The sequence below is a fragment of the Sphaerisporangium fuscum genome, from assembly GCF_018531465.1.
GTDB lineage: Bacteria > Actinomycetota > Actinomycetes > Streptosporangiales > Streptosporangiaceae > Sphaerisporangium > Sphaerisporangium fuscum.
This window is the reverse complement of the sequence record NZ_JAHDTF010000053.1, coordinates 21,191-46,967: the sequence shown is the minus strand read 5'-3', so window position 1 is coordinate 46,967 and position 25,777 is coordinate 21,191. Positions and strand designations below refer to the sequence as shown.

Sequence of the window (25,777 nt, the reverse complement as noted above, 5' to 3'; positions counted from 1 at the left end):
GCGGGCCGGCGGGCCGTCCCGGTCCGCGGCGCCGGCTCGCCGCCGCGCTGCACCGCCACGCGAGGGTACGGCTGGCGCTGCTGCTGTCGGCGCCGCTGGCCTGGCTCGGCCTGGCCTACCTGGGCGCGCTCGCCGCCCTGTTCGTCACGGCCTTCTGGACCACCGATTCCTTCACCGGTGACCTGGTCAGGACGTTCACCTGGGCGAACTTCCACGATGTGGTGACCGTCGAGGTCTACCGGACGGTGGCGCTGCGCTCGGTCGGCGTCGCGGCGGCCGTGACGCTGATCGACGTGGTGATCGCCTTTCCCATGGCGTTCGCGATGGCCAAGCTGGCCTCGCCGCGCGCGCAGCGCTGGCTGGTCATCGCGGTGCTGACCCCGCTGTGGGCGTCGTACCTGGTCAAGGCGTACGCCTGGCGGGTGATGCTGTCGTCGGACGGCCTGCTCGGCTGGGGGTACGGCCTCACCGCGACGATCCTCACCCTGTCGTACCTGTGGCTGCCGTACATGATCCTGCCGATCTACGCCGGGCTGGAGCGCCTGCCGGACTCGCTGCTGGACGCGGCAGGCGACCTCGGCGCGCGCGGCTGGCGCACCTTCCGCACGGTGGTGTGGCCGCTGACGTTCCCCGCGATCGTGGCGGGCTCGGTCTTCACCTTCTCCCTGTCGCTCGGGGACTACATCGCGGTGAAGATCGTGGGCGGGAAGAGCCAGCTGATCGGCAACGTGGTCTACGACAACATCGGCGCCGCCAACAACCTGCCGTTCGCCGCCGCGGTGGCGACGGTCCCCGTGCTGATCATGCTGGTGTACCTCGCCGCCGTACGCCGCACCGGAGCGCTGGAGAACCTGTGAACCTCTCTCGGACCGCGCGGTGGACGCTGCGCCTGGCGCTGGCGCTCGGCCTCGGCGTGATCTACGTGCCGCTGGCCGTGGTGCTGCTGAACTCCTTCAACGCCGACCGCACCTTCGCCTGGCCGCCCACCGGGCTCACCACCCGCTGGTGGGGCGCGGCGTGGAACTCCTCCGGCGTGCGCGACGCCCTGTGGGCCTCGGTGCAGGCGGGCGTGGGCGCCACGGCGATCGCGCTGGTGCTCGGCACGATGGCGGCCTTCGCCGTGCAGCGGTACCGGTTCTTCGGCCGGGACGCCGTCTCGCTGCTCATCGTGCTGCCCATCGCGCTGCCGGGCATCGTGACGGGCATCGCGCTCAACAACGCCTTCCGCGTGGTGCTGGAGCCGTTCGGCGTCGGCCTCGGCATGTTCACCGTGATCGTCGGCCACGCGACGTTCTGCGTGGTGACCGTGCACAACAACGTGCTGGCGCGGCTGCGCCGGATGGGCTCGAACCTCGAGGAGGCCTCGGCCGACCTCGGCGCGGACACCTTCACGACCTTCCGCCTGGTGACGTTCCCGATGATGCGCTCGGCGCTGCTGGCGGGCGGGCTGCTGGCGTTCGCGCTGTCGTTCGACGAGATCATCGTGACGACGTTCACGGCGGGCGCGGGGGTCCGGACGCTGCCGATCTGGATCTTCGAGAACCTCTTCCGCCCGAACCAGGCGCCGGTGGTCAACGTCGTCGCGGCGGCGCTGATCGTGGTGTCGGTGGTGCCGATCTACCTGGCCCAGCGTCTCTCGGGCACCGCGGGCACCCACTGACCCGCCCGTATCACGCAACATCGCGCAACATCAGGGAAATGGAGAAAATCTGACGCTACGGTCGGGGATGTCGGCGACGTCACGCAAGTCAAAGGTGGCCCCCATGCCTTCGTCGCGCATCACCGAGGCCAAGGGAATCCTGGCCGCCCGCCTCCGCGAGATCCGCAGCGAGGCGAGGCTGACCGGCCGGACCCTGGCGTCCCAGGCGGGCTGGCACTACTCGAAGGTCTCCAAGATCGAGCACGCGGCGCAGATGCCGAACGAGAACGACATCCGGGTGTGGTGCCGGGTCTGCGACGCCGAGGAGTACGTCGTCGACCTGATCGCCGCGGTCCGCAACATCGATTCCATGTACACCGAGTGGCGGCGCCTGGAGAGCACGGGACTGCGGCACGTCCAGGAGTCCTTCCAGCAGCTCTACCGCGACACCCGGCACCTGCGGGTGTTCCAGCACTCGGCGGTGCCCGGGCTGATCCAGACCGCCGGGTACGCCCGGGCGCACCTGCGGGCGGTCATCGGCTTCCGCGGCATCCCCGACGACCTGGACGCGGCCGTGGCCGCCCGCCTCGCCCAGCAGGAGGTCCTCACGGCCGGGGGCAAGCGGTTCATGTTCGTCGTCGGCGAGCAGGCGCTGCGCACCGCGATCTGCGCGCCGGAGGAGATGGTCGTCCAGCTCGGCCGGCTGGCCGAGCTGACCTCCAACATGCCGCAACTCAGCTTCGGCGTGATCCCGTCGACGGCGCGGCCGCCCATCATGCCGCCCGAAAATTTCTGGATATATGACGACAACCAGGTCAGGATCGACACGATCCCCGGCCAGTTCCGCATCAAGACCCCGACCGACGTGGCGCTGTACGAGAAGGCCTTCAGCCGGCTCGCCGAGACCGCCGTCTATGGTCAGGCGGCACGCGAGATCATCGTCGCGACGTCGCGGGTGTTCGGAGGAACATGAAGCAACATCGTTGATCTCGCCGGCGGCGCGCGCCTAACGTCGCGGGCGACGCACTCCGTGCCAGGCGGGCCACCCGCCTCCCACGGCCACGATGACCCTGGCGAAGCAGCCGCCGCACCGCTTGTTGAGGAGCCATCTCGTGCCCGCCCTCCACGTCGAAGCCGCGCCCCTCGCCGGCCGCCGCCCCACGGCCGCCGTCCGGCAGATCGCCGGGGACCTCCAGACGTTCCTCGCCCGCAGGAACATCCCGACCTACATCTACTTCCTGGAGGACGGCCAGGCCGCCGTCTCCCTGTGGCAGGGCCTTCTCGCGGTCGTCGACGGCCGCGTCATCTGGTGGACCAGCCCCTACCCCAGCCACCGGGGCGGCGTGCTGCGGACCTTCGCCTTCTCCCCCGTCACCGCCGCCGCCCGCCTGGCCGAGCACTACACGGCACTGCGCGCCCGCACCCTGCCCGTCCTGTTCGCCCACCCCGAGTGACCTCACGGAGCCGACGATGACCACCACGGACAAGGTCGCCAACGCCACGACGGCCACCGCCCACCTGCAGGCCCTCGGCGAGGTGCTCCAGTCGCGGGGCCTGCACGTCCGCGTCGGCGCCACCGCGGGCGGCCTGCCCCAGCTCATCGTGATCAGCACCGCGGTGCCCACGCTGTCGGAGGTGATCCTCGCCGCTCAGCGCGACGGACGCTGGTGGTTCTGGTGGTCGTGGGCCGAGCGCATCGCCCCGATCGACGACATGGCCACCGCGGTGACACAGATCTGCCGGGCGCTCACCCCGGCCGGCGACCGCGACCGCTGAACCGGGGTTCCGCTCTTCAGCCTCCCGTGGAGGACCAGCGGGCCGACGGCGGCCGGTAGCCGACGCGCAGGCGGTCCTCGGCCTCGGCCGCCGCGCCGATCTCCCGCAGGCCGAGCAGCGCCGCCCCCACGGCGGGAGGCACGTCCGCCACCAGCGTCTCCGCCTTCGGGGCGATCTCGGCGCACCCGGCGCGGATCCGGTCGAGCAGGTATTCGTCGCCGGCCGCCAGGATCCCGCCGCCCAGCACCACGTCGACCGGGACGTCGAGCAGGTCCAACCGGCGCAGCGCCGCCGACGCCAGCAGGACCACCTCCTCGGCGAGCCGGTCGACCACCTTCAGCGCGACGGCGTCCCCCGCCCGCGCGGTCGCCAGCAGCGCCGGGTTGAGCTCCTGCAGCCTGGTGCGGGGCACCTCCTCGAAGTGCAGCCGCTCGACCAGCTCCGCCACCGACGACACGCCGAAGTGCGCGGTGACGACGTCCCGCAACGCGGTGCCGGGCCCGCGGCCGTCCTCGGCGCGCACCGCCCGCCACAGCGTCTCGTCGCCGAGGAACAGACCTCCGCCCCAGTCGCCCGACAGCCGGCCGATGGCGGGGAACCGCAGGGTCGTCCCGTCCGGCGCGACGCCGACGCAGTTGATGCCCGCTCCGCAGACCACCGCGACGCCGTACCCGCGGCGGGTGCCCGCGTGCAGCAGCGCGAAGGTGTCGTTGTCGACGGTCAGGGTCGGTGACCAGCCCAGCTCGGCCAGCGCCCGCGTCAGCGCCTCCTGCTCCCGGCCGAAGTCGACCCCGGCCAGGTAGGCGGCGGTGTGGCGGGCGTAGGGGGGCCGGGCCGCGGGATCGGCCTGCCGTACCGTCTCGCGGACCATCTCGTCCAGGGCGGCGGCGCTCGCGGCGACCCCCACCCGCTGCGCCGACACCCCGGCGCCGCGGACCTGCCCCAGCAGCGTGCCGTCGGAGGCGACCAGCAGCACGTCGGTCTTGGAGTTGCCGCCGTCGAGCGCCAGTACCGCGTCGTTCACGCGGCGGCCCAGGGGAGGAACTCGCGGTTGACCTCGACCAGCCGGTCGGCCAGGGTGTCGGCCTGCTCGATCTGGCCGATCAGCGGGTGGGCCATCAGGGCGTCGAACACCCGGTCGCGTCCGCCGTGCAGGGCCGCCTCGAGGGCGAGGTTCTCGTAGGCGGTCACGTGGGCGACCAGGCCCGCGATCGACGGCGGCAGCGGGGCGACCGGCAGCGGCTCCGCGCCGGCGGCGGTGATCCGCGCGGGGACCTCGACGACGGCGTCGGCGGGCAGGAAGGGCAGGGTGCCGCCGTTGCGGGTGTTCACGACCTGCACGTCCCCCCGGCCGCTCAGCAGCGACGCCACCAGCTGCACCGCCGCCTCGGAGTAGTAGGCGCCGCCCCGCCGCTCCAGCAGCTCCGGCTTGGTGACCAGGCTCGGATCGCGGTACAGCTCCAGCAGCTCGCGCTCGATGCCGGCCACCGTCTGGGCCCGCGACGGGCGGGACAGCTCCTCGGTCACGACCTCGTCGTGCTTGTAGTAGTACTTCAGGTAGTACGACGGCACCGCGCCGAGCCGGCGCATCACCGAGGCCGGGAGCCCGACGTGCTCGGCGAGCCGGTCGGCGTGGTCGGCCAGCAGCCGCGGCAGCACGTCCACCCCGTCGACCCGCACGCCGCGCACCCAGGTCAGGTGGTTGAGGCCGACGTGGTCCAGGGCGACCGTGTCCGGGGCGACACCGAGCAGCCCGGCCACCCAGCGCTGGAAGGTGATGGCGACGTTGCAGAGCCCCACCGCGCGGTGCCCCGCCTCCAGCAGGGCCCGGGTGACGATCCCGACGGGGTTGGTGAAGTCGACGATCCAGGCCTGGTCGCCGGCGACCCGCCGCACGCGTTCGGCGACGTCGAGGACCACCGGCACCGTGCGCAGCGCCTTGGCCAGGCCTCCGGCGCCCGTCGTCTCCTGGCCGACGCACCCGCACTCCAGCGGAACCGTCTCGTCCGTCGCCCGGGCGGCCTGACCGCCGACGCGCAACTGCAGCAGCACGGCCGCGGCGCCCTCGGCCCCGGCTTCGAGGTCGGAGGTCAGGCGCAGCTTCGCCGGGTGGCCCGCGTGGTCGAGCAGGCGGCGCGCGAAGGCGCCCACGACCTCCAGCCGCTCGGTGTCGGGGTCGACCAGCGCGATCTCCTCGATGTCGAGGGCGGCGTGACGATCGGCGATGCCGCTGACCAGTTCAGGGGTGTAGGTGGAGCCGCCCCCGATGACGGTGAGTTTCAACCCTTGACTCCTGTGAATGTGATGCCTCGGACGAAGGACTTCTGCGCGAAGAGGAACAGAAGGATGACGGGCAGCATGACCACCACGGTCGCCGCCATCGTGAGGTTCCACTGCACCTGGTGCGCGCCGCGGAACGACGCCAGCGCCAGGGACAACGTCCACTGGTCGGGGTCCTCCCCGGCGTACAGCAGCGGCCCGAAATAGTCGTTCCAGGTGTACATGAAGCAGAACAGGGACACCGCGGCGATGCCGGGGCGGGCCATCGGGACCAGCACGCGCAGCAGCGCGCGCAGGTCACCGCAGCCGTCCACACGCGCGGCGTCGAGGTAGGACTGCGGGATCGTGAGGAAGAACTGCCGCAGCAGGAAGATGCTGAACGCGTCGACCAGGAAGTACGGCAGGATCAGCGGCCACAGGGTGCCGGTGAGGTGCAGCCGCGCCCACAGGACGTACAGCGGGACCGACAGCACCTGCGGCGGCAGCATCATGGCGGCGATCACGACCAGGAACGCCGCCTGGCGGCCCCGCCAGCGCATGCGGGCCAGGGCGTACGCCGCCGGCACGCTCGACAGCAGCATCCCGGCCGTGGCCAGCAGCGAGTACAGCAGGCTGTTGCCGAGGTACCTCAGCAGCGGGGCCCGGTGGAACACCTCGGCGAGGTTCTCCGGGTGCCACGAGCGCGGCCACAGGTCCGATGTCAGCGCCTGCCGGTCGGACATGAACGCGGTGAGCACGACGAAGACCAGGGGCAGGACGAACATGACGCCGATCGCCAGCCCGATGCTGTGCGTGGCGATCCAGCGCATGACCTCGCCGCGGCCGGACCGGCGCGAACGGCCGGCGGTGAGCCCGGCCATCACGCCGTCCCCTCGGCGTGGGACGCGCGGCGCAGGCGCTGCACGAAGTAGAGCGTGAACACCGTCGACACCACGAACAGGACGATCGACATGGCGGATGCGTAACCCATGTTGTAGTAGTGGAATCCCTGCTGGTAGAGCCAGACGGGGAAGGTGAGCGTGGAGTTGTCGGGGTAGCCGATGACCCGCTGGCTGCCGGCGATGTCGGCCGACCCGGAGGCCACCGAGGCCGCCACCACCGCCTGGGTGAAGTACTGCAGCCCCAGGATGATGGAGTTGATCACCCCGAAGACGAGCACCGGCGCGATCGACGGCAGGGTGATGTGCCAGAACCGCCGCAGTGATCCGGCGCCGTCGAGCCCCGCGGCCTCGTACAGTTCCTCGGGCACGTCGAGCATCCCCGCCATCAGGATGATGATCAGCTCGCCGGAGACCCACAGGGTGAGCAGGGTCAGGGCGGGCTTGGCCCAGGCGGGGTCGCTGAACCACAGCGGCCCCTGGATGCCGAGCCTGGCCAGCGTCGTGTTCACCGGCCCGGTGCCGGGGTTGAACAGGAAGGTGAACACCAGGGTGGCCGCGACCGGAGGGGCCAGCGCGGGCAGGTAGACCAGGGTCCTGAGCAGTCCCGCGCCGCGCCTGATCCGGGCCATGACGGCGGCGACACCGGTCGCGAAGACCAGCCGGAGGACGGTGATGACGACGACCAGCCACACCGTGTTGTAGGCGGCCTTGCGGGCCAGGGGGTCCTGCGCGACCAGGAAGGCGTAGTTGCGCAGCCCCACCCAGGTCGGCGTGTTGAGCATGTCGTAGCGGGTGAAGGAGTAATACAGGAGCGCGCCGAGGGGGTAGGCGAAGAACACCGCGAAGCCGACCAGCGCGGGGGCCATGAAGGCCAGCGGCCGTATCAGGCTTCCCGGCCGTGGCCGGGCGCCTCGGGCGAGGGCGGTCCCGGCCACGCGCACGGCGTGTGTCTTGGCGGTCATGGAGGGTCAGCCGCCGAGTTGCGCGTCGGCGTCGATCTGCGCGGCGGTCTTCGCCAGGCCGCCCTTCAGGTCCGGTACGCCGCCGCTCTGGTAGGAGATGGCGAAGTCCTCGGCGGTCTTGAGGTAGGCGCCGCCGTTGGAGCTGGCCGGGTTCGTGGCCAGGTTCGGGTTGGCGAAGATGTCGAGGAAGGTCCTGAAGTGCTCGTCCTTGCGCAGCGTCTCGTCCTGCAGGGCGGGAACGGTGGAGGGGACGTTCTTCAGGCCGCGGGCGATCTCCTGCAGGGGGGCGGTGTCCGTGGAGAGGTACTTGACCAGCTCCCACGCCGCGCCGGCGTTCTTGGCGCCCTTGGGGATGCCGATGATCGTGCCGGTGGTGTAGCCGCCGCCGTACAGCTGCGGCCTGTCGTCGGCGACGGGGAACGGCGCGGTGGCGTAGGACAGCTCCGGCGCCTCGGCGGCGATGAACGCGGTGCGGTACTCACCGTCCATCGCCATGGCGATCTTGCCCTTCTCGAAGCCGTGGTCCGGTGAGTACTCCTGGCCGAGACCGGCGGTGAACTTGGCCAGCTTGTCGCGGCCGTAGAAGTCGGTGAACTTCTTCGCCCAGTCGAGCATGGCCTGCCACTGGGGGTCGGTGCCGAGGGCGGACTTCCCGTCCTGCGACCTCCACTGCACGCCCCAGTTGGCCGCCCACATCTGCACGTGGTTGGAGTAGAACCCGATCGTGGGGACGAACCCGGCGACCTTGATCGACCCGTCGGGGTTGAGGACCGTCAGCTTCTTGGCGTCCTCGAACAGCTCCGACATGGTCTTCGGCGGGGCGCTGATGCCCGCCTTGGCGAACATCTCCTTGTTGTAGTACAGGCCGTACACGTCGGCGAGGAGCGGCATGGCGCACCGCACCCCCTTGAACTCGGTGTAGGTCCGGGTGGCGGCGGGGATCTGGCTCAGGTCCAGCTTGTCGCGGGTGATGTACGGCTTGAGGTCCTGCCAGGCGCCGCTGGAGCAGAACTGGCCCATGTTGTCGGTGGAGAAGGAGATGGCGACGTCCGGCGGGTTCCCGCCCCTGATCGACTGAGCGATCTTGTCGTCGTCCTGGCTCCCCTGGTTGCGGATGGTGATGTTGGGATGCTTCGCGTGGAAGCCGTCCAGCGCCTTCTGCAGGATTCCCAGCTCGCGGCCGCTGAACTTGCTCCACACGCTGAGGGACACCTTCTCGTCGGCGGCGGGGGCGCCCGCCGTCTCCGCCGAGTCCGCGCCACACGCGCCCGCGACCAGCGTGACCGCCAGACATGCCGTCGCGGCACCGATTCGTCGCATCGAAACCCTCCAAGGGGGGAACTGCCGACCCGCCACCGTGGCCGGGTCAAGTAAGGGAGGCCGCCATCAGGAGGGGATGGCGAACGCCTCTTCACGCGCTCCGGCCAAGGCCAGCCGCAGCGCGCCTGAGCGGACCGGGTTGCCGGTCACCAGGCTTGGCCGGATCTCCGGCCGGGGCAGGACGAGTTCACCCAGTTCCTCGGCGACCAGGTCGCACAGGGCGTCACCTCCGGCCCTGCCGACGTCGCCGGCGAGGACCACCAGTTCGGGATCGACCACGGACACCACCCCGGCCACCGCCAGCGCGACGCGGCGGGCCAGGTCGCGCAGGAAGCCCGTCCGGGCCGGGCCGGCGGCGTCGTCCGCCAGGAGCTCGTCCAGGTCGTCCCCGGCCAGGCCGTGGGCCCGGGCCAGTTCCCGTACCGCCTGCTTGCCGAGCATGTCGCCGGCGCGCTGCGGGTGGGGGGCGGCCTGGTCGGCCGCGGGGTGCGGGGAGGGCATCCAGTGGATCTCGCCGGCGCCACCGGACGCGCCGCGCAGCAGACGCCCCTCCGACACCACGGCGGCGCCGATGCCGCGCCCGATCCAGATCAGCACGAAGTCGTCGACCCCGACCGCCCGGCCGGCCGCCATCTCGTCGAGCGCGACCAGGTTGACGTCGTTCTCGACCGCCACCGACGTGCCGAGCGTGCCGGCCAGCCCTTCCAGGACGTCGAAGCCCTGCCAGGCGGGCAGGTGCGGGGCGAAGCCCAGGTGCCCGGTGCGCCTGTCGACCGAGCCGGGCAGGCCGACGACGACCCGCTGCAACCGCTCGGTGGCCAGGCCCACCTCGCCTGCGGGGACGGCCACCGCCTGGCGCAGGTGCTCCATGCCGAGGTCCACGTTCTCCTCGGCGCGGTGGCGGTACTCGGCGACGACCTGTCCGCAGATGTCGGACACGGCGACGTCCAGCGTCTTCGGGGTGAGGTCGACCGCGGCCACGTAGGCCAGCGAGCCGTTGACCGACCACAGTTGCGCGCGCGGTCCCTTGCCGCCCTCGCGGAACCCCGCGCGCAGCACCTGGCCGCTCTCCTCCAGGCGCAGCAGCAGGTCGGCGGTCGCGGGCTTCGACAGCCCGATGTGCGACTCCAGCTCTAGCCGGGTCAGCGGCCCCCGTTCGAGCAGAGCCAGCAGAGCGGCGCGGTCGTTGAGCCGGCGCAGCAACTGGGGGCTTCCCGCCCGTTGTTCCACAGCCGTCCTCCTTACTGTCTGGGAACTTCCCAGACAGTTTCCGGGAATGTACTCGCCTGCGAAGACACGCGTCAAGAGTCCGACTCGCGCGAATAAAACCCACTAAACAAGTAGGACTTGACGGGAAATATCCGGGTGTGCTGGAGTGGAGGCATCTCCGGAGCTCACAGCCGCACTGTCAGAAAGGCCTCTGCCATGCCCGTCGAGTTTCTCGGAATCGGTGGCACCAACGACGGGACGGAGAGCATCTCCCGGTCCGGCCCGTCGTTCGACAAGCACCACACCCCGCGGCTCGCGCGAGCCCACCAGGAGTACGGCCGGGACGTCCCCGCGCGCCGGGTCGCCGGCGCGTCCGGCCGGTGAGGACGGGGAGCGTACACGGTCATGGCAGTACCCCCCGGGACCGCGGCCCCGCACACCGGCGCCCTTCCGGCATCCGCACCGGTCAGTGACACCCACACCTCCGTGGAGACCAGCGCAGGGGAGCCGCTCGCGGTCGTCACCGCCCGGCATCCGTGGCGCTGGGCGGCGGCGGCCGTGGTGCTCGTCCTGCTGGCCATGGCGGCCAGCGCCCTGGTCACCAACCCCGCCTGGGACTGGCCCACGGTGGGCGAATACCTCTTCTACCCCTCGATCCTGCGCGCGGTCGCCTTCACGCTGCAGCTCACCGCGCTCGGCATCGTCCTCGGTTTCGTGCTCGGCACCGTGCTGGCGCTGATGCGGCTGTCGAGGAACCCGCTGCTCAGCTCCGTCGCCTGGGGCTACACCTGGCTGTTCCGCTCGGTGCCGCTGATCCTGCAGCTGCTGTTCTGGTACAACCTGGCCCTGCTGTACAAGCGGATCTCCTTCGGCGTGCCGTTCGGCCCGTCGTTCTTCTCCGTCGGCACGATGGACCTGATCGGCCCGGTCACCGCCGCGGCGCTCGGCCTCGCGCTCCACCAGGGCGCCTACGCCGCGGAGATCGTACGCTCGGGGTTCCTGTCGGTCGATCCGGGCCAGCTGGAGGCCGCCGCCGCGCTCGGCATCCCGCGCAGGCGCCAGATCTTCCGGATCCTGCTGCCGCAGGCCATGCGGACGATCGTGCCCACGGCCGGCAACGAGATCATCGGCCTGGTGAAGGGCACCTCCGTGGTCTACATCATGGCGCTGCCCGAGCTGTTCTACCAGGCGCAGGTGATCTACAACCGCAGCGGGCGGGTGATCGCGCTGCTGCTGGTGGCGGCCATCTGGTACCTGGCGCTGACCACGGTGCTGTCGGTCTTCCAGTACTACCTGGAGCGCCACTACGCCAAGGGCGCCACCCGGCACCTGACGCCGGCACCGCTGCGGCGCCTGCGCCACGCCCTCGCCGCCGCGCGGAGGACGCCGTGAGCCGGCCGATGGTGGAGCTGCGCGGCGTCCACAAGAGCTTCGGCCCGCTGAAGGTGCTGCGCGATGTGAACCTGCGGGTGGACGGCGGCGAGGTGGCGGTGATCGTCGGCCCGTCCGGATCGGGCAAGTCGACGCTGCTGCGCAGCGTCAACCACCTGGAGAAGGTCGACCGGGGGTCGGTGCTCATCGACGGCGAGCTGGTCGGCTACCGGCGCTCGGGCGACCGGCTGCACGAGCTCCCCGAGCGGGAGATCCTCCGGCAGCGCAGCCGCATCGGGTTCGTCTTCCAGAACTTCAACCTCTTCCCGCATCTGACCGTGCGCCAGAACGTCACCGAGGCGCCGGTCTCCGCCCAGCGCCGCCCGAGGGCCGAGGCCGAGGAGCTCGCGGCGCGGCTGCTGGAGCGCGTGGGGCTCGCCGACAAGGCCGGGGAGTACCCGCGCCGCCTGTCCGGCGGCCAGCAGCAGCGGGTCGCCATCGCGCGTGCCCTCGCGCTCGAGCCGAAGGTCGTGCTGTTCGACGAGCCGACCTCCGCCCTCGACCCCGAGCTGGTCGGCGAGGTGCTGGACGTCATGAAGGACCTCGCGCGCAGCGGCACCACCATGATCGTCGTCACCCACGAGATCGGCTTCGCCCGCGAGGCCGCCGACACCGTGGTCTTCATGGACGACGGCCGCGTCGTGGAGCAGGGACCGCCGTCCCAGGTGCTGGACGACCCCCGGCACGAACGCACCCGCGCCTTCCTGAGCAAAGTGCTCTGAACCCGCAAAGGAACCCGAAATGCCCTCTCCATCCCGCCGTGCCGCCTTGCTCGGACTCCTCCCCCTGCTGTTCCTGGCCGCCTGCGGCACCGGGACGGGCCCGCGGGCGGGCTCCGGCTCGGGAGCGGTCGGCGCGCAGGCCGTCGGCGACTCCACATTGAAGATCAACACCAGCCCGGAGCAGAACCGCGTCCGGGCCGGCAAGGTCGACGCCATCGCGGCGAAGGTGCCCGCCGGCATCCGCGGGGGCGGTGAGCTGGTGGTCGGCATCACCGGCGACGGCATCCCACCGCTGTCGTTCCTCGCCGACGACGACTCCACCGTCATCGGCGTCGAATCCGACATCGCGCAACTGGTCGCCGACGTGCTCGGGCTGAAGCTGCGCCTGGACCGCACCTCCTGGGAGAACCTCTTCCTCGCGGTGAAGTCCGGCAAGGACCACGTCGGATTCTCCAACATCACCGTCACCGAGGAACGCAAGGACATCTACGACTTCGCGACCTACCGCGTCGACCAGCTGGCCTGGGAGACCGCCAAGGACAGCAAGATCACCAAGATCGCCCGGCCCGCCGACATCGCCGGGCTGAAGGTGTCGGTCGGCTCGGGCACCAACCAGGAGAAGATCCTGCTCGACTGGGACGCGCGCAACCGCAAGGCCGGCCTCAAGCCCGTCGAGGTGCAGTACTACCAGCGTCCCGCCGACTACTACCTGGCCCTGAAGTCCGGCCGCATCGACGTCCACTTCGGCCCGAACCCCACCTCGGCCTACCACGCGGCGGTCAGCGGCGACACCAAGATCGTCGGTACGGTGTCGGGCGGCGGCGAGAGCATCCAGGGGCTCATCGCCGCCATGACCCAGAAGGGCGACGGCCTGGTCCAGCCGGTCAGCGACGCCCTCAACACCGTGATCGAGAACGGGAAGTACGCCGAGGTGCTCAAGCGTTGGGGGCTGTCGAACGAGGCCATCCCCGCCTCCCAGGTCAACCCGCCGGGCCTGCCCCGCCAGAAGAAGTGAGCAACGAAGCGATGACCGTCGAATCGATCGAAGTACGCCACGTGGAGGTCCGCGACCCCGCCGCCGAGCCGCTGCTGGCCGACCTCCACGTGGAGTACCACGCCCGGTACGGGCCCAACCAGGAGCTCAACCGCTACCCCGACGAGGAGTTCACCGCGCCCGGCGGCACCTTCCTGGTCCTGGTGGAGGACGGGCACACGGTGGCGGGCGGCGCGTTCCGCCGGTACGACGACACCACCGCCGAGCTCAAGCGCATCTGGACCCACCGCGACCACCGCAGGCGCGGGCTCGGCCTGCTGGTGGTCAGGGAACTGGAGAAGGAGGCCGCCCGCCGGGGATACCGGCGCGTCTACCTCACCACCGGCCCCCGCCAGCCGGAGGCCGCCGGGCTGTACCTCGCCGCGGGCTACCGCCCCCTGTTCGACGTCACCGCCGACCCCGAGAGCATCGGCCCACTGCCGTTCGAGAAGCTCCTGTGAGAGCGGCCGGCACACGGCCCGCCCGTCCCACCTCGTGGCTCACTCATGGCCTGACGGCGCCGGCGGCGGAACCGGGTCACGACACCCGGGCCGCCGAGGTCCAGGAGGCGTACAGGTCGGCGTAGACGCCGTCCTGGCGGACCAGTTCGGCGTGCGGGCCGCGCTGCACGATGCGGCCGTGCTCGAAGACCAGCACCTCGTCGGCGGCCTCGGCCGTCGACAGGCGGTGCGCGATCGACACGGCGGTACGACCGCGCGTCACCCCGTCGAGCGCCCGCCCGATCCGCACTTCGGTCGCCGGGTCGACGGCGCTGGTGGCCTCGTCCAGCAGCAGCAGGTCGGGGTCGGCGAGATAGGCCCGGGCCAGGGCGACCAGCTGCCGCTCCCCCGCCGACAGCGATTCGCCGCGCTGCCCCACCGGCGTGTCGAGGCCCGCGGGCAGGCCGTCGAGCCAGTCGGTCAGGCCGAGCTCGGTCATGGCGAGGGTGATCTCCTCGTCGGTGGCGGAGGGGCGGCCGTAGCGGATGTTGTCGGCGAGCGAGCCGTCGAACAGGAAGCCGTCCTGCGGCACCATGACGATGCGCTCGCGCAGCGAGGAGAACCGCACCTTGCGCAGGTCGACGCCGTCGACCAGCACGCGTCCCTCCGTCGGGTCCATCAGGCGGGTCAGCAGCTTGGCGAAGGTGGTCTTGCCCGAGCCGGTCTCGCCGACGATCGCCACGCGTGTGCGCGGGGCGATGTCGACCGAGACGTCGCGCAGCACCGGCGAGCCGCCGGGGTAGGCGAAGCCGACGTTCTCGAACGTCACGGTGATGGAGCCGCGCGGCAGGCTCACCCCGGCCTCGCCGGGGTCGGCGACGTCGGCCGCGGTGTCGAGGACGCCGAGCACCCGCCGCCAGCCGGCGATGGCGTTCTGCGCGTCGTTGAGCACCTCGGTCGCGGTCTGCAGCGGGCTGATGAACAGGGTGATCAGGAACAGGAACGCCACCAGCCGTCCCGCGCTGATCGAGCCGCCGATCCCGAGGTGGACGCCCAGCAGCACCACTCCGGCGATCGCGACCGCCCCGACCAGCTCGGTGGTCGGGAACGTGAACGCGATGATCTTCTGGGCGCGCGTCTGCGCCTTCTGGTGGGCGTCGACGGCCGCGTCGATGCGCCGCGCCGTGCGGTCCTCCGAGCCGTACGCCCGGATCACCGCGCTGCCGACCACCGACTCGCTGACCGCCGCGAGCATGTCGCCCGTACGCTCACGGACCTCGGTGTAGGCGCGGGCCACCCAGCGCTGGAATCTCGGCAGCGCGAACGCCAGCGGCAGGAAGCACGCCCAGACGAGCAGGGCGAGCGGCCAGGAGTAGACCGCCATCAGCACGCTCGCGATGAGGAGCTGCCCGGCCGCGACGATGATCATCAGCCCGCCCCACTGCATGAACGTGCTGATCTGGTCGACGTCGCTGGTCACCCGGGAGACCAGGGCGCCCCGCCGCTCGGTGTTCTGGGTGAGCACCGACAGGTCGTGGACGTGCCGGAACGCCCTGCCCCTGAGGGCGGCCAGCCCCGACTCGGTGGAGCGGTAGAGCCGGACGTTCATGAGGTATCCGCACAGCGCGGTCAGCAGCACCGCGACCGCGCACAGCAGGACCGCCCCCCTGATGAACGGCAGGTCCGGAGTGCTCCCCTTCAGCCCCTGGTCGATGACCTGCTGGATCGCGATGGGGACGATCACCTTGCCGACCGTGGCGAGCACCGCGAGCAGCAGCGTCACCGGCAGGCCGACCCGGAACTCCGGTGACAGGGCGAACCCCTTGCGGAAGGTCGCCAGCGCCGAGCGTTCTTCCGTCTGTAGCGTCGTCAAGCCACGATCTCCTCGTCGGCGTCGAGCGCCGCGCGCTCGGCTTCTTCACGTTCGTAGGCGGTGACCAGGTTGCGGTACCCGGCGCAGCGGGCGAGCAGCTCGTCGTGGGTCCCGCGGTCGGCGACGCGGCCGTGCTCCAGGTAGACGACCTCGTCCGCCAGCGCGATCGTCGCCATCCGGTAGGCCACCACGATCACCGTGGACTCGGGCGACCCCTCCCGCAGGCCACGCAGGATCCTGCTCTCGACCTGCGCGTCCACGCTGGAGGTCGCGTCGTCGAGGATGAGCAGCCGAGGCGAGCGCACCAGCGCCCTGGCCAGCGCGAGCCGCTGCCGCTGGCCGCCGGACAGCGTCGCGCCGCGCTCGCCGATGCGGGTGTCGAGCCCCTTCGGCAGGGCGCTGACGAAACCCTCCGCCTGCGCCAGCCGCAGCGCCGCCCAGATCTTCTCGTCCGGCACCGGCTCGCCGCCGTCGGCGCCCAGCGTCAGGTTGCCGCGCACCGTGTCGTCGAACAGGAAGGTCTGCTGCGGGACCAGGGCCGCCGCCGTGCTCACCTCACCCCTGGCGACCTCGCGCAGGTCGACCCCGTCGATCAGCACCTGCCCCCGGTCGGGGTCGACCAGCCGGACGAGCAGCTGCGTCAGCGTGGACTTCCCGGAGCCGGTGGGGCCGACCAGCGCCACCGTACGGCCGGGCGCGGCCGACAGGGCGACCCCGGACAGCACCGGCGTCTCCGGCGCGTAGCCGTAGTCCAGCTCGCGCACCTCGACGCCGGCGGGGCCGGCGGCCGGGAGGCGCGCCGCGCCGTACTCCATGGAGCCGGACGCCTCCAGCACCTCACGCACGCGCGTCCAGCCGACGACGCTGCGCGGCAGCTCGGCGAGCACCCAGCCGAGCGCGCGGATCGGGAAGGCGAGCAGCGTGAACAGGTACGACACCTCGATCAGCTCGCCGGCCGTGACCGCCCCGGCGGCCAGCCGGCCGGCGCCGAACAGCAGCACCGCCAGCACACCGAGCGTGGGCAGGGCCTCCAGCAGCGGGTCGAACAGGCCGCGCAGCCGTCCCACCTCGACGTTGGCGTCGCGCAGCTCGCCCGCCTTGGCCGCGAAGCGAGCCGCCTCGGAGTCCTCCCTGCCGAGGGTCTTGACGACCAGGGCCCCGTCGAAGCTCTCGTGCGCGATCTCACTGACCTCGGCGCGCAGCTGCTGGGCCCGCATGACGCGCGGGGAGAGCTTGCGCTGGTAGACGAAGTTCAGCACGGCGATGGCCGGGAAGATCAGGAAGCCGACGAGGGCGAGCACCGGGTCGGTGAGCAGGATCGCCACGGCGGCGGTCACGAGCATCACCACCACGCCGACGGCCATGGGCAGCGGGGCGAGCGGGGCCCAGGCGGCCTCGGCGTCGGAGCTGGCGTTCGACAGCAGCTGCCCGGTCGGGTGGCGGTGGTGCCAGGCGAGCGGCAGGCGGAGGTACTGGCGGGTGACCTCGCGCCGCGAGCGGGCCTGCATGCGGTACTGCATGACGCCCGCGAGCACCCGGCGGCCGATCACCCCGGCCGCCTTCACCACCGAGACGCCGACGATCAGCAGTGCCGCGGCCACCAGGACTCCGGTGGTCGCCTTTCCCTCGCGGAAGGCCGGGAGCATGGCGTGCTCGGTGGCCCAGCCGAGCGCCCAGGACGACCCCACGGTCATGACTCCGTAGACGGAGCTCGCCAGCACCGCGCCCGTGAAGATCCGCGGCTCGGTCTTCACCGCATGGCCGATGACCTGGAGTCCCTGGCGCATGACGGACGGACTGGTATCGCGCTCGCTCGGCACGCGGGGGATCCTCTCCACGGGGACGGTATGCAGGATGTTCGGCAGCGGTTATGGGCTGTCCGAATAGGCGGGCATGGGGTGTGCCGCCTCAATCCCTATCATCCGCCGCAACTCGTTTATTCCCGCCCCTACCGCAGCCGGTCACCCTCATCCCGTCCTAATGGGGTCATCCCCCGATCAACCTCGCCAAGCGCCCGGCCACCCTCGGACGGCGGCCCTGGCGGCCGTCCTTGTAGGGTTGATCAGGTGACGCACGCACGCGCCGAGCGCGCAGCACTCTGTGACCTCCTCGACCGTCTCGGCCCCGACGCGCCGACGCTGTGCGAGGGATGGACGACCGCCGACCTCGCCGCCCACCTGGTCCTGCGCGAGCGCCGGCTCGACGCCGCCGGCGGCATCGCCATCAAGGCCCTGGCGGGCTACACCGAGTCCGTGCAGAACAAGATCAAGAACGCCGGGAGCTTCCGCGACCTGGTCGACACGGTGCGCCAGGGGCCGCCGCGATGGTCGCCGTACGGGCTGCTGCCGGGCGTGGACGCGCTGGTCAACACCCTGGAGCTCTACGTCCACCACGAGGACGTGCGCCGGGCGCAGGACGGCTGGGAGCCGCGCGCCGTCCCCCGCGACCTGGCCGAGGTGATGTGGTCCAGGCTGTCCAGCGGCGCGCGGCTGATGTTCCGCAGGTCCCCCGTCGGCGTGGTGCTCCGCCGCCCCGACGGCCGCAAGATCGGTGCCAGGAAGGCCGAACCACACGTCGTCGTGACCGGCGAGCCGGGCGAGCTGCTGCTGTTCGCCTTCGGCAGGCAGGACCACGCGCGGGTGACGTACGACGGCGACCCGGCCGCCGTCGAACGCCTGCGCACCGCCAGGCTCGGCCTCTGACCCGCGACGGAATCATCCGCCCGTTCCTTCACGTTCCCGGCGTGGCACGACCTTCCCGACATGGCCGGATCATGGCCGATCTCTGAGCACCACAGGGTGACGACCTGACCGAAACCGGAGATCCGGCGGCTTACCCCCCGGGTAGGACCACGTCACCGGAATCGTGGAAGGAAATGTCCGATGAAGATGAAGAAGGTGCTGACGTACGGGGCCATCGCCTTCGCCGTCTTCTACCTGTACTCGCGCCCGACCGAGTCGGCGACCGCGGTCAGGAGCGCCGTCGACGGCATCAGCTCAGGCGCCGGCCAGCTCGCGACGTTCGTCTCCCAGCTCGTCAAGTAACGGGCGTCCCCGTCGTCGTCCATGCTCGCGGGCGACGGCGACGAGGACCACTGCCTTTCGCCGGACGCGACGACCGGGTCGGGCGGCACCGGAACCGGTGCTACTTCTTCTTGTCGACCGGGACCAGGCACAGGACCCAGCCGAGACCGCCCGACTTGTCGCCCTCCCAGTACGCCGATGTGACGTTCTTGTTCTTGCACATGGCGAGTTCCTCGTCGGCCTGGAACTGCGACTCGGTCTTGCCCTCGACCTTCTTGGCGATCTTCCACTCGACCGAGGCGTCCTTGCAGTCGACGACCTTGAGGGTGTCCTTGCTCTGCCCCGACATGCAGTCACCGACGCTCGCGATGCGTGGCGCACCGGTCACCTCGTCGCCCACCGCGTTCACGCCCGTGCGCACTCCCCAGCTGACGGCGAACTTCACCGCGAGGATCAGGACGACGGCGCCCACCGCGCCGAGCACACCGATCAGCTTGCCCTTCTTCGGCTTGCCCCGGCCCCCGGAGGCCGCCTCGTCGCCCTGCCACTGGCCGCCCGCGCCCGGCTGGGCGAAAAGGTCCTTCGCGCCGTGCTGCTGCTGGTAGGGGTCCTGGGCCTGCTGGTAGGGATCGTTCGCCTGCGGGCCGGCCTGCTGCTGGAACGGGTCGTGGGCGCCCGGCTGCTGGTAGGCGCTCTGTCCCGGGGCCTGCTGGCCCGGGTAGGCCGCCTGGTTGCCGTAGGGGCTCTGCGGCTGGCCGCCGTACGGCGCCTGCTGCTGGTAGGGGTTCTGGGCGGTGTCGCCGTACCCCTGGCCCGGGTATCCCTGGCCGGGCTGGGGCTGCCCGGCGGCCTGGCCCGGGTAGGCCTGCCCGCCCTGGCCGGGGTAGGTCTGCGCGCCCGTGCCCTGGCCGGGGTAGGTCTGCGCGCCCGTGCCCTGGCCGGGGTACGTCTGGGCACCGGCCGGGCCGGGGTAGGTCTGCCCGCCCGCCGCCTGACCGTAACCGTCGCCGGGGTGGCCCTGGCCGCCGTACGCCCCCTGCTGGGGGTAGCCGTCCTGCTGGGCGCCGTACGGCGAGGCGGGCTGCTGGGGGTAGGCGCTCTGGTAGGCGTCCTGCCCGGCGGGCCCCGCGTTGGGCGCGTATCCCTGGTTCGGCTGATATGGGGAACCCGGTTGCGGGGTGGATGGAGTTGTCACGGAAGATCCTTGGGGTCAGCGGGACCGTAGAAGCACCCGCAAGACCGTAGCGGATCATCGCCGCGATTGCGATGATGTTTCATCATTCGGGAGCGTTTGGACCGATCCCGCCATGGGTAAAGTGATCGATTCGTCACCTGACCGCGGCCGGGCCGCGCGATCGCGCCGCGCCGCCCGCCCGTCGTTCATCTCACCGGGTGGCCCGCCCGGCGCAGGGTGTCCTTGACCTCGCCGATGGCGAGGTGACCGAAGTGGAAGACGCTCGCCGCGAGGACCGCGTCGGCGCCCGCCTCCACCGCCGGCGGGAAGTGGGCGAGCTCCCCCGCCCCGCCGCTGGCGATGACCGGCACGGTGACGACCTTGCGGACCGCCCGGATCATCTCCAGGTCGTAGCCGTCCTTGGTGCCGTCGCCGTCCATGGAGTTCAGCAGGATCTCGCCCACGCCGAGCTCCTCGCCGCGCCGGGCCCACTCGACGGCGTCGATGCCCGTGCCCCGGCGCCCGCCGTGGGTGGTCACCTCGAAGCCCGACGGGGTGGGCGGCCCGTCGACGACCCGCCGGGCGTCCACCGACAGCACGACGCACTGCGCGCCGAACCGGCGGGACGCCTCGGTGAGCAGCTCCGGCCGCGCGATGGCGGCGGTGTTCAGGGCGACCTTGTCGGCGCCCGCGCGCAGCAGGCGGTCGACGTCCTCCACGGCCCGCACTCCCCCGCCGACCGTCAGCGGGATGAACACCTGCTCGGCGGTGCGGCGGACCACGTCGTACATGGTCTCCCGGTCGCCGGAGGAGGCGGTGATGTCGAGGAAGGTCAGCTCGTCGGCCCCCTCGGCGTCGTAGCGCCGGGCCAGCTCGACGGGGTCGCCGGCGTCTCTGAGGTTCTCGAAGTTGACGCCCTTGACCACCCGCCCGGCGTCGACGTCCAGGCAGGGGATCACGCGCACGGCGACGGTCACGGCCGCACCTCCTTCACGCAGGCGCTCGCACGGGCGCACATGCCCGCCGGGCGCACGATGACAGTCATGACTTCACGGCCGCCAGGGCCTCCTCCAGCGTGAACGCCTGCGCGTACAGCGCCTTGCCCACGATGGCGCCCTCGACGCCGTCGGGGACCAGGGTGGCGAGCGCGCGCAGGTCGTCGAGCGAGGAGACGCCGCCGCTGGCGATCACGGGCTTGTCGGTGCGGGAGCACACCTGGCGGAGCAGGTCGAGGTTCGGACCGCGCAGCGTGCCGTCCTTGGTGACGTCGGTGACGACGTAGCGGGGGCAGCCGTCGGCCTCGAGGCGGTCGAGCACTTCCCACAGGTCGCCGCCCTCCTTGGTCCAGCCCCGCGCGGCGAGCGTGGTGCCCCGCACGTCGAGGCCGACCGCGACGCGGTCGCCGTACTCGGCGATGATCTTGGAGCACCAGGCCGGGTCCTCCAGGGCGGCGGTGCCGATGTTGACCCGCCTGCAGCCGGTGGCCAGGGCCGCCACGAGCGACTCGTCGTCGCGGATGCCGCCGGACAGCTCCACCTGCACGTCGAGCGCGCCGACGACGGAGGCCAGCAGCTCGCGGTTGGAGCCCCGGCCGAACGCCGCGTCCAGGTCGACCAGATGGATCCACTCGGCGCCGGCCTCCTGCCAGGCGAGCGCGGCGGCGAGCGGGTCGCCGTACGAGGTCTCCGTACCCGCCTCCCCCTGAACGAGGCGCACGGCCTGGCCGTCCGCGACGTCCACTGCGGGCAACAGCACCAGCGACATTGTTACGACCTCCGGTCGAATACGACGGTGACGAGCACCGGGACAAGCAAAAGGGACAACACGAGCACGCCCACGCGGGCGGCCCACCCGCTGAGCAGGAGCCAGCTCATCGCCTGGACCAGCACGAACAGCACCACGACCACGGCGTTCTGCATGCGCCGCCGCCGGGCGATCAACCCGCCCTGCCGGGCGACCCTGACCGGCTTCGGCACCAGGGCGGCCAGCCGGGCGCGCAGCTCACGCCGCCTGGCCCGCCGGGCCTCCCGCTCGGCGCGCAGCGCGGCCTGCCGCGCCTGCTCGGCCTCCCGTTCGGCGCGGCGGCGGGCCCGCTCCTTGCTCACGGGACCCCGCTAGCGGGGAGCCCGCGGCGCGGGCGGGGTGACGGTGGGGACGCGGGCGGTCACAGCGTGCCCAGCCAGTTCGAAAGCAGCACGGCTCCGGCCTCGCCGGACTTCTCCGGGTGGAACTGGGTGGCCATGAGCGGCCCGTTCTCCACCGCCGCGACGAACGGCACGCCGTGCTCGGCCCAGGTGACCAGCGGCTGGACGAAGCCGTCCCCGGCCACCAGCTCGAACTTGCGCACTCCGTAGGAGTGGACGAAGTAGAACCGGGTCGCCGGGTCGATCCCGGAGAACAGCACCGACCCCTCAGGCGCCTGCACGGTGTTCCAGCCCATGTGCGGCAGGACGGGTGCCTCCAGCCGTTCGACGACGCCGGGCCACTCGCCGCACCCCTCGGTGCGCTCGCCGTGCTCGACGCCCTCGGCGAAGAGGATCTGCATGCCGACGCAGATGCCGAGGACCGGGCGGCCGCCGGCCAGGCGGCGGCCGATGATCTGGTCGCCGCGCACGCTCTTCAGCCCGCTTATGCAGGCCGAGAACGCCCCGACGCCGGGCACCACGAGGCCGTCGGCGTTCAGGGCCGCGTCGAAGTCGGCGGTCACGGTCACCTCGGCGCCGGCGCGGGCGAGCGCCCGCTCGGCCGAGCGGAGGTTGCCGGACCCGTAGTCGAGGACGACGACGTTCACCACCACAACACCCCCGCCGTGATCGCCATGACGGCGCCGACGCCGAGGACGACGGCACCGACCTTGATGCCCTGCTTGTAGAACGACACGACCCCGCCGATCAGGAACAGCCCCACGAAGATCATGGCGACGGCCGTCCAGTTGGAGCTCATAGGACTCCCTTGGTGCTCGGCACGCCCGTCGCGCGCGGGTCGCGCTCGGTGGCCGCGCGCAGCGCGCGGGCCAGGGCCTTGAACTGCGCCTCCACGATGTGGTGGGCGTTGCGCCCGTACGGCACCCGCACGTGCAGGCAGATCGCGGCCTGCGCCACGAACGACTCCAGGATGTGCCGGGTCAGCGTGGTGTCGTAGTCGGGGCCGATCATCGGGGCCATGCCCTCGGGCTCGGTGTGCACGAGGTACGGCCGGCCGGACAGGTCGACGGTGACCTCCGCGAGCGACTCGTCCAGCGGGCAGGACGCGCTGCCGAACCGCCGGATGCCCGACTTGTCGCCCAGCGCCTCGCGGAAGGCCGCGCCCAGCGCGAGGGCGGTGTCCTCGATGGTGTGGTGGGAGTCGATGTGCAGGTCGCCGTCGGTCTTGACGGTCAGGTCGAACAGGCCGTGCTTGCCGAGCTGGGCGAGCATGTGGTCGAAGAAGCCGACGCCCGTCGCGACGTCGACCCGGCCGGTGCCGTCCAGGTCGACCTCGACGAGCACCGAGGTCTCCTTGGTCGTGCGCTCGACGCGGCCGGTGCGCGGCCTCTCGACGGCAGTGCTCACAGGACTTCCTCCAGATCGTCGCGTCCGGCGGGGGCGGACGCGGGTCTTGCGACGGACAGCACGGCGGACATCGCCTCGCGGAAGGCCGCCATCTCCTCGGCGGTGCCGACGGAGACGCGCAGCCACTCGGGCGGGCCCACCTCACGGATCAGCACCCCGCGCTCCAGCAGCCCCTCCCACACCGCGCGGCGGTCGGCGAACCGGCCGAACAGCACGAAGTTGGCGTCGGAGTCGGCGACCTCCAGACCCTGGCCGCGCAGCCAGGCCACGCACGCGTCGCGCTCGGCCCGCAGCCGGTCGACGGTGCCGAGCAGCTCGCCGGTGTGCGCCAGGGCGACCCGCGCGGCGGCCTGGGTCAGCGTGGACAGGTGGTACGGCAGGCGCACCAGCAGCAGCGCGTCGATCACGGCCGGATCGGTGGCGAGGTAGCCGAGCCGTGTGCCGGCCATGGCGAACGCTTTCGACATGGTGCGGGTGACGATCAGCCGCGGGTTGCCGGGCAGCAGGGTGAGCGAGCTCGGCGTGCCGGTGCGGGCGAACTCGAAGTAGGCCTCGTCGACGACCACCATGCCGGGCGCGGCCGCCACCACGCGCTGGATGGCCTCCATCGGCAGGGCCGTGCCCGTCGGGTTGTTCGGGCTGGTCAGGAACACGATGTCGGGCCGGTGCTCCTCGATCGCCGCCACCGCCTTCTCCGGATCGAGGCCGAAGTCGTCCTCGCGGGCGCCGGGGATCCAGCGGGTGGCGGAGCCGGTGGTGATGATCGGGTGCATGGAGTAGGACGGCTCGAACCCCATCGCCGACCGCCCGGGGCCGCCGAACGCCTGCAGGATCTGCTGCAGCACCTCGTTGGAGCCGTTGGCCGCCCACACCTGGCGGGAGGTCAGGCCGTGGCCGAGGTAGGCGGCGAGGTCCTCGCGCAGGGCGACGGCGTCGCGGTCGGGGTAGCGGTTGAGCTCGGAGGCGTCGCGCCGCACCGCCTCGGCCAGGTCGGCGACCAGGCCGGGCGAGGGCGGGTAGGGGTTCTCGTTGGTGTTCAGCCGAACCGGCACGTCGATCTGGGGCGCGCCGTACGGGGTGCGCCCGCGCAGGTCGTCGCGGATCGGCAGGTCGTCGAGCCGTACGCCGCTCATCGGGGGCTCCCCTCGAACCGCACGCGGACCGCGGCGCCGTGGGCGGGCAGGTCCTCGGCGCCCGAGAGCGCGTAGACGTGCCCGGCCGCCTCGGCCAGGGCCTCGCGGCTGTAGTCGACGACGTGGATGCCGCGCAGGAACGTCTGCACCGAAAGGCCCGAGGAGTGGCAGGCGCAGCCGCCCGTGGGCAGCACGTGGTTGGACCCGGCGAGGTAGTCACCGAGGGACACCGGGGCGTACGGCCCGATGAAGATCGCACCGGCGTTGCGCACCCGGGCCGCCACGGCGTGGGCGTCGGCGGTCTGGATCTCCAGGTGCTCGGCGGCGTAGGCGTCGACGACCTTCAGCCCGTCGTCGAGGCCGGAGACCAGCACGATGCCCGACTGGCTGCCCGCCAGGGCCTCGGAGATGCGCTCGGAGTGCTTGGTGGCCGCGACCTGGACCGGCAGCTCCTTCTCGACGGCCTCGGCCAGCGCCTCGCTGTCGGTGACCAGCACGGCGGCGGCGATCACGTCGTGCTCGGCCTGGCTGATGAGGTCGGCCGCGACGTGGACGGGGTCGGCGGTGTCGTCGGCGAGGATGGCGATCTCGGTGGGCCCCGCCTCGGAGTCGATGCCGATGTGGCCCTTGAGCAGGCGCTTCGCGGCGGCGACCCAGATGTTGCCAGGGCCGGTGACCATGCTGACCGACGGGCATTCCTCGGTGCCGTAGGCGAACATCGCCACGGCCTGGGCGCCGCCGACGGCGTACACCTCGTCGACGCCGAGCAGCGCGCACGCGGCGAGGATCGTCGGGTGCGGAAGCCCGCCGAACTCGGCCTGCGGCGGGGAGGTGACCGCCAGGGACGGCACCCCGGCCTCCTGCGCCGGCACGACGTTCATCACCACGCTGGACGGATAGACCGCGCGCCCGCCCGGGACGTACAGGCCGACCCGTTCGACGGGCACCCACCGCTCGGTGACCGTGCCGCCGGGCACGACCTGGGTGACGGTGTCGGTGCGGCGCTGGTCGCGGTGGACCAGCCGGGCCCGGCGGATCGACTCCTCGAGGGCGGCGCGCACGGCGGGGTCGAGGGCGTCGAGCGCGGCGCCGATCGCCTCCGCCGGGACGCGGGTGGAGTCGAGCTCCACGCCGTCGAACCGGGCGGTCAGCTCCCGTACCGCCGCCACGCCCCTATGGCGCACCTCGTCGCAGATCGGCCGCACCTTCGAAAGGGCGGCCTCGACGTCGAGTTCGGCGCGGGGCAGCACGTCGCGCAGGTTGCCCGGAAGGGACCCGCGCAGGTCGATACGGGATATCACCGGTCCAGTCTACGGAGGTCGCCACCCGG

29 protein-coding genes are annotated in these 25,777 nt (G+C 71.9%); 12 read left to right on the top strand and 17 right to left on the bottom strand.

The window, feature by feature from the left end; genetic code table 11:
- The 5 genes from KIK05_RS44025 to KIK05_RS44005 all read left to right on the top strand — a co-directional run.
- On the top strand, nt 1–857 hold an 857-nt coding region (locus KIK05_RS44025; protein WP_214416880.1), incomplete at its 5' end, for an ABC transporter permease.
- On the top strand, nt 854–1,660 hold the full coding sequence (locus tag KIK05_RS44020; protein WP_214416879.1) for an ABC transporter permease: 807 nt from the start codon (nt 854–856) through the stop codon (nt 1,658–1,660). The genes KIK05_RS44025 and KIK05_RS44020, both read left to right, overlap by 4 nt.
- A gap of 103 nt (nt 1,661–1,763) precedes the next feature.
- The gene (locus tag KIK05_RS44015) at nt 1,764–2,612 is read left to right on the top strand and encodes a helix-turn-helix domain-containing protein (protein ID WP_214416878.1); all 849 of its coding nucleotides are present in this window, start codon (nt 1,764–1,766) and stop codon (nt 2,610–2,612) included.
- Nucleotides 2,613–2,751: 139 nt separating this feature from the next.
- A complete protein-coding gene (locus KIK05_RS44010) occupies nt 2,752–3,093 on the top strand; it encodes a hypothetical protein (RefSeq protein WP_214416877.1) in 342 nt (113 codons plus the stop codon).
- Between the two features lie 16 nt (nt 3,094–3,109).
- Entirely contained in the window at nt 3,110–3,415 is a 306-nt protein-coding gene (locus KIK05_RS44005) for a hypothetical protein (RefSeq protein WP_214416876.1), read from the top strand.
- A 16-nt stretch (nt 3,416–3,431) separates the two neighbouring features.
- Here the strand turns inward: KIK05_RS44005 and KIK05_RS44000 are convergent, their stop codons facing one another.
- The 6 genes from KIK05_RS44000 to KIK05_RS43975 form a co-directional block, all read right to left on the bottom strand.
- Nucleotides 3,432–4,439: an N-acetylglucosamine kinase gene (locus KIK05_RS44000; protein ID WP_214416875.1), complete on the bottom strand. Its 1,008-nt coding sequence runs from the start codon at nt 4,437–4,439 to the stop codon at nt 3,432–3,434.
- Nucleotides 4,436–5,698, bottom strand: a complete 1,263-nt coding sequence (locus KIK05_RS43995; RefSeq protein ID WP_214416874.1) for a 6-phospho-beta-glucosidase — start codon at nt 5,696–5,698, stop codon at nt 4,436–4,438. The genes KIK05_RS44000 and KIK05_RS43995 overlap by 4 nt, the downstream gene beginning before the upstream one ends.
- Nucleotides 5,695–6,555, bottom strand: coding sequence for a carbohydrate ABC transporter permease (locus tag KIK05_RS43990; protein ID WP_214416873.1), 861 nt, complete (start codon nt 6,553–6,555; stop codon nt 5,695–5,697). Before KIK05_RS43990 ends, KIK05_RS43995 begins: the two co-directional genes overlap by 4 nt.
- Complete coding sequence (locus KIK05_RS43985) at nt 6,555–7,538, bottom strand: carbohydrate ABC transporter permease (RefSeq protein ID WP_214416872.1); 984 nt, start codon at nt 7,536–7,538, stop codon at nt 6,555–6,557. The genes KIK05_RS43990 and KIK05_RS43985 overlap by 1 nt, the downstream gene beginning before the upstream one ends.
- A gap of 6 nt (nt 7,539–7,544) precedes the next feature.
- Nucleotides 7,545–8,858, bottom strand: coding sequence for an extracellular solute-binding protein (locus KIK05_RS43980; protein WP_214416871.1), 1,314 nt, complete (start codon nt 8,856–8,858; stop codon nt 7,545–7,547).
- 66 nt (nt 8,859–8,924) lie between these two features.
- Nucleotides 8,925–10,088: an ROK family transcriptional regulator gene (locus KIK05_RS43975; RefSeq protein WP_214416870.1), complete on the bottom strand. Its 1,164-nt coding sequence runs from the start codon at nt 10,086–10,088 to the stop codon at nt 8,925–8,927.
- Nucleotides 10,089–10,283: 195 nt separating this feature from the next.
- On the opposite strand from KIK05_RS43975, the gene KIK05_RS43970 reads away from it, so the two are divergent.
- From KIK05_RS43970 to KIK05_RS43950, 5 genes are read left to right on the top strand one after another with little or no spacing between them, the layout of a single operon-like run.
- Entirely contained in the window at nt 10,284–10,451 is a 168-nt protein-coding gene (locus tag KIK05_RS43970; RefSeq protein WP_214416869.1) for a hypothetical protein, read from the top strand.
- Nucleotides 10,452–10,472: 21 nt separating this feature from the next.
- Nucleotides 10,473–11,459, top strand: coding sequence for an amino acid ABC transporter permease (locus KIK05_RS43965; protein WP_214416868.1), 987 nt, complete (start codon nt 10,473–10,475; stop codon nt 11,457–11,459).
- Nucleotides 11,460–11,467: 8 nt separating this feature from the next.
- Nucleotides 11,468–12,220: an amino acid ABC transporter ATP-binding protein gene (locus tag KIK05_RS43960; RefSeq protein WP_214416885.1), complete on the top strand. Its 753-nt coding sequence runs from the start codon at nt 11,468–11,470 to the stop codon at nt 12,218–12,220.
- Nucleotides 12,221–12,239: 19 nt separating this feature from the next.
- Nucleotides 12,240–13,235: an ABC transporter substrate-binding protein gene (locus KIK05_RS43955; protein ID WP_214416867.1), complete on the top strand. Its 996-nt coding sequence runs from the start codon at nt 12,240–12,242 to the stop codon at nt 13,233–13,235.
- Nucleotides 13,236–13,246: 11 nt separating this feature from the next.
- On the top strand, nt 13,247–13,714 hold the full coding sequence (locus KIK05_RS43950) for a GNAT family N-acetyltransferase (RefSeq protein WP_214416866.1): 468 nt from the start codon (nt 13,247–13,249) through the stop codon (nt 13,712–13,714).
- A gap of 76 nt (nt 13,715–13,790) precedes the next feature.
- On the opposite strand, the gene KIK05_RS43945 is transcribed toward KIK05_RS43950, so the two are convergent.
- Nucleotides 13,791–15,566 carry an ABC transporter ATP-binding protein gene (locus tag KIK05_RS43945; RefSeq protein WP_214416865.1) on the bottom strand — a complete coding sequence of 592 codons (1,776 nt, stop codon included), beginning with the start codon at nt 15,564–15,566 and terminating at the stop codon, nt 13,791–13,793.
- The gene (locus KIK05_RS43940; RefSeq protein WP_214416884.1) at nt 15,563–17,353 is read right to left on the bottom strand and encodes an ABC transporter ATP-binding protein; all 1,791 of its coding nucleotides are present in this window, start codon (nt 17,351–17,353) and stop codon (nt 15,563–15,565) included. Before KIK05_RS43940 ends, KIK05_RS43945 begins: the two co-directional genes overlap by 4 nt.
- A gap of 279 nt (nt 17,354–17,632) precedes the next feature.
- Between KIK05_RS43940 and KIK05_RS43935 the strand changes: the two genes are divergently transcribed.
- A complete protein-coding gene (locus KIK05_RS43935; RefSeq protein ID WP_214416864.1) occupies nt 17,633–18,268 on the top strand; it encodes a TIGR03085 family metal-binding protein in 636 nt (211 codons plus the stop codon).
- Between the two features lie 180 nt (nt 18,269–18,448).
- Nucleotides 18,449–18,610, top strand: a complete 162-nt coding sequence (locus KIK05_RS43930) for a hypothetical protein (RefSeq protein WP_214416863.1) — start codon at nt 18,449–18,451, stop codon at nt 18,608–18,610.
- A 100-nt stretch (nt 18,611–18,710) separates the two neighbouring features.
- On the opposite strand, the gene KIK05_RS43925 is transcribed toward KIK05_RS43930, so the two are convergent.
- The 9 genes from KIK05_RS43925 to hisD all read right to left on the bottom strand — a co-directional run bounded on the left by KIK05_RS43925 (nt 18,711) and on the right by hisD (nt 25,748).
- Nucleotides 18,711–19,784 carry an LppU/SCO3897 family protein gene (locus KIK05_RS43925; RefSeq protein ID WP_214416862.1) on the bottom strand — a complete coding sequence of 358 codons (1,074 nt, stop codon included), beginning with the start codon at nt 19,782–19,784 and terminating at the stop codon, nt 18,711–18,713.
- Nucleotides 19,785–19,969: 185 nt separating this feature from the next.
- Nucleotides 19,970–20,740, bottom strand: a complete 771-nt coding sequence (gene hisF / locus KIK05_RS43920) for an imidazole glycerol phosphate synthase subunit HisF (protein ID WP_214416861.1) — start codon at nt 20,738–20,740, stop codon at nt 19,970–19,972.
- A 64-nt stretch (nt 20,741–20,804) separates the two neighbouring features.
- A complete protein-coding gene (gene priA, locus KIK05_RS43915) occupies nt 20,805–21,527 on the bottom strand; it encodes a bifunctional 1-(5-phosphoribosyl)-5-((5-phosphoribosylamino)methylideneamino)imidazole-4-carboxamide isomerase/phosphoribosylanthranilate isomerase PriA (RefSeq protein WP_214416860.1) in 723 nt (240 codons plus the stop codon).
- Between the two features lie 2 nt (nt 21,528–21,529).
- Nucleotides 21,530–21,868 (bottom strand): hypothetical protein, encoded by a 339-nt coding sequence (locus tag KIK05_RS43910; RefSeq protein ID WP_214416859.1) that lies wholly within the window; start codon nt 21,866–21,868, stop codon nt 21,530–21,532.
- Nucleotides 21,869–21,927: 59 nt separating this feature from the next.
- Complete coding sequence (gene hisH, locus KIK05_RS43905) at nt 21,928–22,560, bottom strand: imidazole glycerol phosphate synthase subunit HisH (protein WP_214416858.1); 633 nt, start codon at nt 22,558–22,560, stop codon at nt 21,928–21,930.
- On the bottom strand, nt 22,551–22,706 hold the full coding sequence (locus KIK05_RS43900; protein WP_214416857.1) for a CG2302 family histidine operon protein: 156 nt from the start codon (nt 22,704–22,706) through the stop codon (nt 22,551–22,553). The genes hisH and KIK05_RS43900 overlap by 10 nt, the downstream gene beginning before the upstream one ends.
- Entirely contained in the window at nt 22,703–23,314 is a 612-nt protein-coding gene (hisB, locus tag KIK05_RS43895; protein ID WP_214416856.1) for an imidazoleglycerol-phosphate dehydratase HisB, read from the bottom strand. The genes KIK05_RS43900 and hisB overlap by 4 nt, the downstream gene beginning before the upstream one ends.
- Nucleotides 23,311–24,447: a histidinol-phosphate transaminase gene (locus KIK05_RS43890; protein WP_214416855.1), complete on the bottom strand. Its 1,137-nt coding sequence runs from the start codon at nt 24,445–24,447 to the stop codon at nt 23,311–23,313. Before KIK05_RS43890 ends, hisB begins: the two co-directional genes overlap by 4 nt.
- Nucleotides 24,444–25,748, bottom strand: coding sequence for a histidinol dehydrogenase (gene hisD, locus KIK05_RS43885; RefSeq protein WP_214416854.1), 1,305 nt, complete (start codon nt 25,746–25,748; stop codon nt 24,444–24,446). Before hisD ends, KIK05_RS43890 begins: the two co-directional genes overlap by 4 nt.
- Nucleotides 25,749–25,777 lie beyond the last annotated feature (29 nt).